At 69.9% G+C, this 8,917-nt stretch carries 8 protein-coding genes and 1 pseudogene; 8 read left to right on the top strand and 1 reads right to left on the bottom strand.

The window, feature by feature from the left end:
- Window positions 1–48: 48 nt before the first annotated feature.
- The gene (locus FNH05_RS04800) at window positions 49–603 is read right to left on the bottom strand and encodes an Lrp/AsnC family transcriptional regulator (RefSeq protein WP_144586041.1); all 555 of its coding nucleotides are present in this window, start codon (window positions 601–603) and stop codon (window positions 49–51) included.
- Window positions 604–729: 126 nt separating this feature from the next.
- On the opposite strand from FNH05_RS04800, the gene FNH05_RS04805 reads away from it, so the two are divergent.
- From FNH05_RS04805 to FNH05_RS04840, 8 genes and pseudogenes are all read left to right on the top strand, one after another.
- Window positions 730–3,048 (top strand): transketolase-like TK C-terminal-containing protein, encoded by a 2,319-nt coding sequence (locus FNH05_RS04805; RefSeq protein ID WP_144586042.1) that lies wholly within the window; start codon window positions 730–732, stop codon window positions 3,046–3,048.
- Window positions 3,049–3,126: 78 nt separating this feature from the next.
- Entirely contained in the window at window positions 3,127–3,708 is a 582-nt protein-coding gene (locus FNH05_RS04810; RefSeq protein ID WP_144586043.1) for a flavodoxin family protein, read from the top strand.
- A gap of 251 nt (window positions 3,709–3,959) precedes the next feature.
- Complete coding sequence (locus FNH05_RS04815; protein WP_144586044.1) at window positions 3,960–4,541, top strand: sigma-70 family RNA polymerase sigma factor; 582 nt, start codon at window positions 3,960–3,962, stop codon at window positions 4,539–4,541.
- Window positions 4,538–5,176: a hypothetical protein gene (locus FNH05_RS04820; protein ID WP_144586045.1), complete on the top strand. Its 639-nt coding sequence runs from the start codon at window positions 4,538–4,540 to the stop codon at window positions 5,174–5,176. Before FNH05_RS04815 ends, FNH05_RS04820 begins: the two co-directional genes overlap by 4 nt.
- Before the next feature lie 88 nt (window positions 5,177–5,264).
- Entirely contained in the window at window positions 5,265–6,836 is a 1,572-nt protein-coding gene (locus tag FNH05_RS04825; RefSeq protein WP_144586046.1) for a beta-propeller fold lactonase family protein, read from the top strand.
- A gap of 66 nt (window positions 6,837–6,902) precedes the next feature.
- Window positions 6,903–7,688 (top strand): DUF1775 domain-containing protein, encoded by a 786-nt coding sequence (locus FNH05_RS04830; RefSeq protein ID WP_144586047.1) that lies wholly within the window; start codon window positions 6,903–6,905, stop codon window positions 7,686–7,688.
- Complete coding sequence (locus tag FNH05_RS04835; RefSeq protein WP_144586048.1) at window positions 7,657–7,992, top strand: permease-like cell division protein FtsX; 336 nt, start codon at window positions 7,657–7,659, stop codon at window positions 7,990–7,992. Before FNH05_RS04830 ends, FNH05_RS04835 begins: the two co-directional genes overlap by 32 nt.
- Before the next feature lie 536 nt (window positions 7,993–8,528).
- Window positions 8,529–8,917: pseudogene (locus tag FNH05_RS04840) on the top strand (hypothetical protein); the annotation flags it as partial.

An 8,917-nucleotide genomic window follows, 5' to 3' on the forward strand; every position in this document is an offset into this window, starting at 1 on the left:
CCCGAGGTCTGCTGACCGGCCCACCGCATCGGCAACAGAGCGTTGGCATCACCGGTCCGGCGGAGTGTCCGCCTCCTTTCGGCCGGATTGGTGTCTCTGCCGGGCCTTGCGTTCGACGAGTGCGGTCACGCGGTGGTCGACCAGCCGGCGCATGGCGAGCGAGGTGGTGGTGCGCTCCACGCCGTCGATCGCGAGAACGAGACCGGCGATGCGGTAGAGATCGTCGGCGTCTTGGGCGACGACATGGACCAGCAAGTCTCTTTCGCCTGTCATACCAAGGACTTCGATGACCTCGGGAACTTTTGCGAGTCCGTCGGCGACCGGAGTGAGCCGGCTTTGCACCACCGTGACGGTCAGGTAGGCGGTCAGCGGGTAGCCCAGCGCCGCCGGGTCGATCCGTCGCTCGACGCTGCCGAGCACGCCGCTTTCCTCGAGCCGGGCCAGCCGGGCCTGCACCGTGTTGCGGGAAAGACCGGCCCGTTCGGCAAGCGCCACGGCGGTACCGCGCGGGTCTTCGATCAGGGCCAGCAGCAGCCGCGCGTCGATGGCGTCGATCGGAGCCGGCCTGCCGCGGTTTGCCCCGCCGCGTCGAGCAGTGTGCATCCTGCTCACCTCCATCAGAATCCACCGCGCCGGAATGTGCAGGATGCACGCCCAAGCAGACGTGTCTTGTGCAATGAGCGTATCACTGCTGTCCTATCGAAGCATTCTGCACGAGAGGAGCTCGCGATGACCGCGCTGTCGCCATTGGCCGTTCCCAGTGGGGCCGAGGACCGGTTGGCCGTCCTCGGGGAGATTGAGCGGCGGGTGTTGTGGCTGACCACCGCGATCATCGACCACGCGAACAGGGTGCGGCCCAATCCGACCGGGTTGAAGGTGGGTGGCCATCAGGCGTCGTCGGCTTCGATGACCACGCTGATGACCGCGTTGTGGTTCGAGCATCTGCGCGCGGGTGACCGGGTGTCGGTGAAGCCGCACGCCTCGCCGGTGCTGCACGCGATCAATTACCTGCTCGGTGAGCTGGATGAGCGGTACCTGACCACGTTGCGGGAATTCGGGGGGTTGCAGTCCTACCCGTCGCGGACGAAGGACCCGGATCCGGTGGACTATTCGACGGGCTCGGTGGGGATCGGCGCGACGGCGCCGATCTGGGGAGCGCTGGCCCGCCGGTATGTCACGACGCTGGGGGAGCAGGCCGGAGCGGGCCGGCAGTACTCGCTGGTGGGTGACGCGGAGTTGGACGAGGGTGCGGTCTGGGAGGCCGTCGTCGATCCGATGGTCGCGGAACTGGGCGAAATCGTGTGGATCGTCGACCTGAACCGGCAGAGCCTGGACCGGGTGGTGCCCGACATCGGCGCGCCGCGGCTGCAGGGAATGTTCGGCGCCGCGGGATGGCAGGTGCTCACCGTGAAGTACGGGCGGTTGCTGGAGGAACTGTTCGGGCGCCCGGGCGGGGAGGCGCTCCGCCGCCGGCTCGACGAGATGACGAATCCGGAGTATCAGCGGTTGCTGCGGTGTGATCCGGCCCAGCTGCGTGAGAGGCTGCCGGACTCGCCGGTACTGGCCCGGCTTCTGTCTACTCTGGACGACGAGACCGTGCGTGCCGCGATCCGTGATCTCGGGGGGCACGACCTGCAAGCCATCGGGGACGCGTTCGCCCGGATCGACGACACCCGCCCGACGGTGATCTTCGCCTACACGGTGAAGGGGTACGGGCTGGCCAGTGAGGGGCATCCGCAGAACCACTCGTCGCTGCTGACCGCGGATCAGTTCGCCGAACTCGCCTCCCGTCTGGGCGTGTCGGTGGAGGCGCCATGGCAGCGGTTCGGGGCCGGCAGCGCGGCCGGGCGGGCCTGCGCCGCCACGGCCGAACGGCTGCGCCGCGAGCCGGTGCCGGTCGGCGCGGTTCCGGTGCTGCCCACCGATATCGGCCGTACGCCTTCCGGGAGAGCCACGACGCAGGCCGCGCTCGGGCGGGCGCTGCTCGACCTCACGCGCGAAGCTCCGGAGGCCGCTCGCCGGGTGGTGACGCTGTGCCCGGATGTCAGCTCGTCGACCAACCTCGGCGGCTGGGTGAACAAGGTGGGTGTCTGGTCCCCGGACGAGCGTCGCGACTGGTTCGACGACGACGCGGAAACGATCCTGCACTGGCGCGAGCGCCCGACCGGCCAGCACGTCGAACTGGGCATCGCCGAGGGCAATCTGGCCGGCGCGCTCGGGGAGTTCGGCGCGACCTGGTCGCGGTGGGGGCAGCCGCTGTTGCCGATCGGGGTGCTCTACGACCCGTTCGTCGAGCGCGCGCTGGAGCCCTGGTCGTTCGGAATCTACGCGGGCGGGCAGTCGATCCTGGTCGGCACTCCGTCGGGGGTCTCGCTGGCCCCGGAAGGCGGTGCCCACCAGTCGATCACCACACCCTCCGTGGGACTGGAACAGCCCGGCTGCATCGCCTACGAGCCTGCCTTCGCGATCGATGTCGAGTGGACGTTGCTGGCCTCGCTGTCCCGGCTCGGCCGCCCCGGCGGGACCAGCGCGTACCTGCGACTGTCGACCCGGCCCGTGGACCAGACCTTGGCCGCGGTGCCCACCGACCCGGCCGCCCGCGAACTCCGCCGTCGGCAGGTGGTCGCCGGTGCGTACCCGTTGCGCCGGTGCGAGGGGAATCCCGCCGTGACGATCGCGGGGATGGGCGCGATGGTGCCCGAGGCGCTCGCCGCGGCCGAACGCCTGGAATCGTCGGGCATCGCCACGGATGTCGTGATCGTGACCAGCCCTGGCCTGCTTTTCGACGCGCTGCAGGCCCGCGCCGGCCATGGCCCGGCCGACACGTGGGTCCTCGAGGCAGCCTTCCCGGCCCGCCGGGCCGCGCCGCTGGTCACCCTGCTCGACGGGCATCCGCACACCCTCGCGTTCCTTGCCGGGATCAACCAGGTCCGCGCCAGGCATCTCGGCGTGACCCGCTTCGGTCAGTCGGGCGACCTCGACAGCGTGTACCGGTATCACGGCATCGACGCGGACAGCGTCGTCACCGCCGCCCTCGACCTGATCTGAGGGCTGAAACCGCCGTCCAACCGCACCCGAACAGGAGACAGACAAGCCGTGAAGGGTCCCTTCACAGTCAAATCGACTGTGAAGGGACCCTTCACGGCCAACACTCCCGGCTTCGGCCACACGAGCAAGATCGCCGAAGCAGTCGCCGAGGGCGCCCGCTCGGTCACGGGGACCGACGTCGCGAGCATCGATGTCGAGGCCATGGCCGACGCCGAGTGGGAACTGCTCGACCGGGCCGACGCGATCATTTTCGGCTCGCCCACCTACATGGGCACCGCGGCCGGCGCGTTCCACGTGTTCGCCCAGGCCACCAGCAAGCGCTGGATGGACCAGGCGTGGCGCGACAAGCTTGCGGCCGGGTTCACCAACTCCGGCTCCATGAGCGGCGACAAGATGCACACCCTGCAGTACCTGTCCCTGTTCGCCGCCCAGCACGGGATGCTCTGGGTCAGCCTCGGTCTGCTGCCCGGCTGGAACACCACCACCGCGAGCATCGACGACGACAACCGGCTCGGCTTCTATCTGGGTGCCGGCGCGCAGAGTTTCAACGACACACCGGCGGTGCACGACGCCGACCTGAGCACCGCCCGCCATCTCGGCGCCCGTGTCGCGCAACTCACCCACGTCCACCAGGCGGGCCGTTTCGCTGTCTCGGCCTGACCGACGATCGCGCCGACCTCGGCGCACGGTGTCAGGACGAACCTCTCCCGATCTTCGGTCGGGAGGGGTTTCCCGCATCCGGACCGCCTTTTGTCCCGCGGAGCCGGTTTTCTCCCGGATCCGTATTCCGCCGGCGTCTGAGAGCGGCGGAAGTGATGCCGGCCACCAAGTAGATTTTTCGGTACGCCATTTCAACACCGCGCCACGGCGCTGCGTATCCCCTTGGTGAACAGGCACGGAGGGACCGATTCATGGGTGTGCGGACAAACCGCCGGGGGGACGCGAAGGTGACCGACGCGGACGGCCCGCCGGAGTCACTGCGGACCGAACAGGACGTCGAAACGGCTTACGCCCGTTATGGCAACGAACTGTTCGGGTTCGTCCTGAACGCGGTGCGGGACCGTCACCTCGCCGAGGAACTCGTTCAGGAGATCTTCGTCCGAGCCTGGCGCGCCTCAGCGCGATACGACCCGGCGGCGGGCACGCTGCGGACCTGGTTGTTCGCGATCGCCCGGAACAGCGTGGCGGACTCGGCCCGCCGCCGTTCCGTCCGGGCCCGCGTGGAACAGACCGGCCGGAGCGACCGGCCGGACGGGCCGAATCCGGCGGACCCCTTCGATCGCCTGCTCACCGCGATCCAACTCGACGAGGCGTTGCAGCGTCTGAGCCCGGAGCACCGCCAAACGGTGGTCGAGGTCTACTACCACGGCCGCACCTGCGCCGAACTCGGCGGCGAACTGGGCATCCCGGCGTCCACCGTGCGCAGCCGCCTGTACTACGGGGTCCGCGCGCTTCGCCTGCTCCTGCAGGAGAGCGGGGGACTGGTCTCATGAACCCGGCGTGCGCGGCCCTGCGCCCTGAACTGGCCGAAACCCTGATGCTCGGCCGCCCGCTGACCTTCGTGCAGCGACGGCACCTGGCCGGCTGCCCCGGCTGCGCCCGCGAGGCCGACGAGATCCGGGAGGTCGTGGCCACGCTGGATCAGGCGGAGGGCTTCCCGCGATCCGCCGGACCGGCGCCCGGGCCGGTGGAGGCGGCGGGTGGACTCGGACCGCGCATCGCCGCGGACATCCGCCGGAAACGTGTCGCCGGCACCCGCAGGCGCCGCGCCTTGGCCGTTTTCGCCGCCGCCGCGGCCATTCTCGGAGCGCTGGTGTTCACGCCGGTCCTCGGCCGGGGCGGGCCCGAGCCCGCGCACCCGGTCGCGCTCGCCCGCGAGGGCAGGATGATCCCGCAACCCTGGGGCACCGAGGTGCCGATCACGCTGACCGGCCTCGACCAGGGCAAGACGTATCGTCTGATGACCGCCGATGCGACCGGGAACACGATGCCCGCGGGCACCGTGCGCGCGGAGTCGGACCAGCCCCTGCACACGCACATGGTGACCGCGATGAACCGCGCGGCCATCAGGCTCCTCATCGTCGCCGACCAGGACGGCCGGCCCGTGGGGCAGCTACCCGTGGCCTGAAGCCCTTTCGCCCCGCCATCCGTTCCACCGAATCCGTGGGCCGGCCGGTGAAGTCTGCCCGGAAGAAGTACCGAGAGAGGAAGTGAGCATGTCGCGCAAACGCCGGGCCCGCTGGGCCCTGGCCACCCTGGCCACCGTGGGGATTGTGGCGGCGGCAGTGGGCGTGGTGTCCGCGTCGTCGGGCGGCGTCGAGGCCGCCGCCGCGCCGGATCCCGCGTCGGCGGGGGAGGCCGCCTATCAGCGGCCGATCCCGGTGTCGCCCCAGGACCGCGTATACACCGCCGACCAGACGTCCAACACGGTCACCGTGATCGATCCGTCCAGCGACAAGGTGCTGGGCACCATCGCACTCGGGGCACAGCGCCTGTCCAACACGCTCAACCCGCAGTACCTGCGGGACGAGAACGTGCACGGGCTGGCCTACTCGCCGGACCACCGCGAACTGGCCGTGGTCAGCATCGGCAGCGACACCGTCGACATCGTGGACACCGCCACCAACAAGGTGCTCAGCCACACCGACGTCGGCCGTTCCGCACACGAGGGCTGGTTCACCGCGGACAGCACGCAGTTCTGGGTCGCCGATCGCGGACGCAACACGGTGACCATCGTCGACGCCGTCCACGGTGGGGTGATCACCACTGTCGATGTGGGCGACAACCCGTCCAAAGTGGTCATGAGCCCGGACGGGAAACTGGCCTACGTCAACCACTTCACCGTGCCCGAGATCACCGTGATCGATGTCGCGTCGCGCCGCGTCGTCGGCCGGATCACCGGTCTCGCCGACTCGCTGGCCTCGGACCTGGCGATCTCGCCCGACGGCACACAGCTGTGGGTTCCGCACAAGCGAGCCGGCAAACTCACCGTGGTGGACCTGGTGCGCCGCAGGGTGCAGGCGGTCCTCGGCACCGGGCCGGACACCAACCACCCGAACTTCGCCCGGAGCGCGACCGGCACCTACGCCTACCTCACCGTGGGCGGCCTCGACGAGACCCTGGTCTACCGGCTCACGCCCGCCGGCACCCCGCCGCTGACCGCGACGATCCACGACCACGGTCTCGCGCCACATGGCATCTGGCCCAGCGGTGACGGCACGCGGATGTACGTCGGCATGGAGAAGTCGGACCAGGTCGACGTCATCGACACCGCCACCAACCAGGTGACCGGCACGATCGGCGTAGGCCAGGAGCCGCAGGCGCTGGTCTACGTTCCCGGCGCCGCCCCCGGTGGCGGAGCGCCGAACCTGACCACCCAGGGGCTCGGGCAGCAGGGGCACGACCTCCCCACCACGCTGCCCGACGGTTCGGACGGCGAGACCATGAATCCGGCCCAGGGCCGTCACCTCGAGGCGACCGTCCGTCCCGTCGCCGGGCTGGACATGATCGACCTGCAGGCCCGCGGGCTCGCCGCGAACACCACGTTCGAAGCCGACAGCGTCGGCGCCGACGGCGGCGAGACCGCGGTGGTCACCTTCACCACCGACGCGAACGGCAACGCGCCGCAGGTACTCGCGTTCGCGATGTTCGACGGCAAGAGCATTTCGATCAAGCCGATCGGCAGCACCGACCGGCCCGCCTCGTCGACCGGTAACGACTTGACCGCCGGGATGGGCGGGAAGGTGGTCACCGCCGCCGATCTCTTCTACTGCGACTGCTGCTGCTGATCGGGACTCCGGGGTGGACGCGTGCCGCATCGCCGTCCACCCCGGTCCTACCGGGAGGACACCACTGTGAACCGTTTTCCGCGTACCGCGGCGCCGGTGGCCGGTGCCGCGGCCGCCCTGGTCCTGCTGGCCGGACCGGCGCAGGCGCATGTCCGGGTGCAGGCGCCCCAGGCCGTCGTCGGGATGCCCGCGACCCTGCGGTTCCGGGTACCCAGCGAGGAACAGGTCGCCGGCACGATCCGGCTGTCCCTGACCGTGCCCGCCGACCTGACGGTGACCGGGATCGACCCGGTGGACGGCTGGACCGCAACCCCGGGAGCGGGCTCGCACGAGATCACCTGGACCGCCCAGCCCGGACATCAGCTCCGGCCCGATCAGGCGGCGGATTTCACCGTGCACGCCGGGCCGTTGCCCGAGCACCCTTCGCTCGGCTTCGTTATGGTCCAGATCTATTCCAACGGTGACATGGTGGCGTGGGACCAGATCCAGGCCGGGCCGGGTGCACCGGAGTTCCCCTCGCCCGTGCTGACCGTCGCGGGCGCCTCGGCCGGGGCCCAGCCCGATCTCGCGCCCGGTTCCGTCGCGGCCACGCAGGCGCCTTCCGCCGAGAACGCTCCGGTGGCCGGGCTCGCGGTGCTCCCCGTGGCCCCCGCGCCGGCGGCGGCGAGTCCGAACCCGTTGTGGTGTGCGGGTGGTGCGATCCTGCTCGTCCTCGCCGGGGGCGGGGGCGTTCTGCTCGGTCGCTGGCGCCGTTCGGCACCACGCATTCGACGAGTACTGCGCGGACCAGATCGTGATCAGGGTCGAGTCCGACGCGCAGATGAGGCGGATCGCGGAGGTGCTGCACGATGACCACCGGGTGGGCAGGGTGTACACCGAGACCAAGGACGAGGCATACCAACGGTTCCTGAAGATCTTCAAGGACGAGCCCAGATTGCTCGCGGGCGCCCGGCCCGAGGCACTGCCCGCTTCGGCGACGGTCGTGCCCTTCGGTCAGGTCGATCTGAGGAAGTGGGCCGTCGAGTTGTGGAGCACCTTCCCGGAGGCGAGTTCGATCGAGCCGATGATCTGGGCCGAAATCAGGGCCACGCAGGCGGCCCGCTACGGAACGGCGGACCTGAGACCACCGTGCCCGCCCAGCGGCGAATACCATTGAACACAGCAGAATTCGGTATTGTGGATGCGATACAACAGTTGGGGCACGCGGCGGAAACCGGTGATGTGGAGCGGGTGGCACACCTGCTGCGGGAGGGCGTCCCGGTGGATGCCGGAAACACCGTCGGTCGGCCCCGCACCGCTGGACCACGGAGCCGGTATCGACCATGTCGAGGGGTATCGAGGTACACCGTTGGGTGCCGCGGCGGCAGGGGGGGCGCCCGTCATCGTTCGCATGCTGCTGGACCGAGGCGCCGTCCCAACGGCAGAGGCCCTGGAACTCGCCGAAAGCGCATCTGCCCGCCACCGAGCCGATCCCGAACGACTGGCAGGTTTTGCCCAAGTCATCACCATGCTCAAGGCCGCGGGAGCTTGACTCCCGCCGGGCCGATCCAGCATCTGGTTTCCTTCTTCGAACATTGAGGTTCGAGGTGAGAGCCAGAACGCGAGCCGGGCGCTCCCCGGACCTGATACGCTGATCGCGATGATTACCTACGTGAACAGATCGGGGGTTCCGTCCGCACAAGGTGAGTGCTGATGCACTCCTTGGCTGCGGGTGGAGATTCCCGTCTTCTTTTCTGGGCGCGCGTGCGCGAGTTCGCCGTGCTGCCGTCGATGATCGAGGTCGCGACTGCCCGCCGTGCCGTGGGCGACTGGGCGGGGGCCTGTGCCGCCGCGCGGGTCGACGTGGATCTGAACCTGCGGGCCGCGGGGCGCACCTGGGGCAGGCGGTTCGCGGCGCGGGTCCGCGCCGATCTGCGTCATCTGGCTCCGGACCTGCTCCGATGGCATTTTCCCAGGATTGGTCCGGACGGCCTGGTGCGGCCGGGCCTGACCGTCTCCCTCGCGCGGTACCCGGCGGCGGGGACTGACGGCGGTGGCGCGATCCATCTCGTGGCGCGTACGCCGCCGGCTTGGGCGAATGC

It is taken from the genome of Amycolatopsis rhizosphaerae (assembly GCF_007713715.1).
Classification (GTDB): domain Bacteria; phylum Actinomycetota; class Actinomycetes; order Mycobacteriales; family Pseudonocardiaceae; genus Amycolatopsis_E; species Amycolatopsis_E rhizosphaerae.